Origin of the sequence: Pseudomonas sp. MWU12-2037, assembly GCF_023242345.1 — a bacterium.
Taxonomy (GTDB): Bacteria; Pseudomonadota; Gammaproteobacteria; order Pseudomonadales; family Pseudomonadaceae; genus Aquipseudomonas; species Aquipseudomonas gingeri_D.
Genome location: NZ_JALLIZ010000049.1, coordinates 1 through 1203, shown reverse-complemented (window position 1 = coordinate 1203; position 1203 = coordinate 1). Strand labels below are relative to the sequence as shown.

Annotated in this window: 1 protein-coding gene; it reads right to left on the bottom strand. The window is 53.4% G+C overall.

Annotated elements, in window-relative coordinates:
* Window positions 1-107: 107 nt before the first annotated feature.
* Entirely contained in the window at window positions 108-1037 is a 930-nt protein-coding gene (locus M5B42_RS32035; protein WP_177103118.1) for a transposase, read from the bottom strand.
* Window positions 1038-1203 lie beyond the last annotated feature (166 nt).

Genomic DNA, 1203 nt, shown 5'->3' with positions numbered 1-1203 from the left:
TGTAGGAGCAACTGTCTTGACCGTTTTTTTGAAAATCATTTCAAGGGACGGTCAAGCTCCCACAGCTCTAGGCCATGCAATTTCTTAAGGAAACAACCGCAGCCACATTAGGCGACGTGTTCTTTCCATTCAGAACCGTCACGGATCATCGCGTTCAAGCGGATCAGCAAGACTCGCATGCAGGCGATGAGTGCCACTTTGGCGCATTTGCCTTTGTCGCGTAACGCCTTGTATCGGGCATTAAATTCTGGCTGATACCGAATTACGATCCAGCTGGCCATGTACAACGAGCGCCTCACAGCAAACCGTCCACCGCTGATGTGACGCTTACCTTTATGCTTGCCGCTGTCGTCGTTATAGGGGGCTACACCTGCTAATGCGGCGATCTCGTGCCTGCCCACCTCGCCCAACTCGGGGAGGTAGGACATTAGGCTGGCGGCCGTCACGAGCCCTATGCCTTTGACCGAGCACAGACGGGCCACTTTCTTGCTGTCCAGCTGTTCAGCACTTTGTCCCATCAGTTTTTCTATCGACTTTATGGCCTTGCGTAAGTAGTCGATATGGCTCTGCAACGCAGGTTTCACGATCTCAGAACAGGTCGTTTTCAGCCGCCGTTTGTCGTCATCTCTCTGCTGAACAAAATTTTCCCGCTGTTGTACCAATGCACGCAGGTTGTCCTGCTCGGCATTTGTGATTCGGCTTTCGGGAGATTGGATAACCGCTGCAAACTGCGCGAGAAGACGCGCATCTATCGGATCAGTTTTGGCATGCAGCCCCATGGCTCTAGCAAAGCTTTTGGCTCGGCAAGGGTTGACTCGCAGGACTTCGAAACCTGCCGCCTGGAGTGCTTTCATGGCTCTTCGCTCGTAGCCACCGGTCGCTTCCAGCAATGCACGATTGACTTGATGGCGCTTCAGCCACTCAACCATCCTTGAAAAGTCATTGATGTCATTGGGAAAAACCGCCCCCATCCCTTGTGGATCAAGTTCGATCTGCAGGGTGTCTTTAGAAACGTCGATGCCAGCACAGGTAAACATGGCCAAATCCTCTTACACTCAAGGTGAGAGCGCTCTGGCTGGGCCCACGCTTGTAACTGTTCGAGGTGGGCTCGTTCAACTGTTCGGGCTCAATAACCAGGGCGGAGGGGTGAGTGGCAGCATGAGCTCCTACACGTGCTTTAAGCACTGCCGGCATTCAGCTTGC

Bases quoted from the DNA above. Each gene is read 5' to 3' on its own strand.
- M5B42_RS32035 (WP_177103118.1), bottom strand. From the start codon at position 1,037: ATGTTTACCTGTGCTGGCATCGACGTTTCTAAAGACACCCTGCAGATC.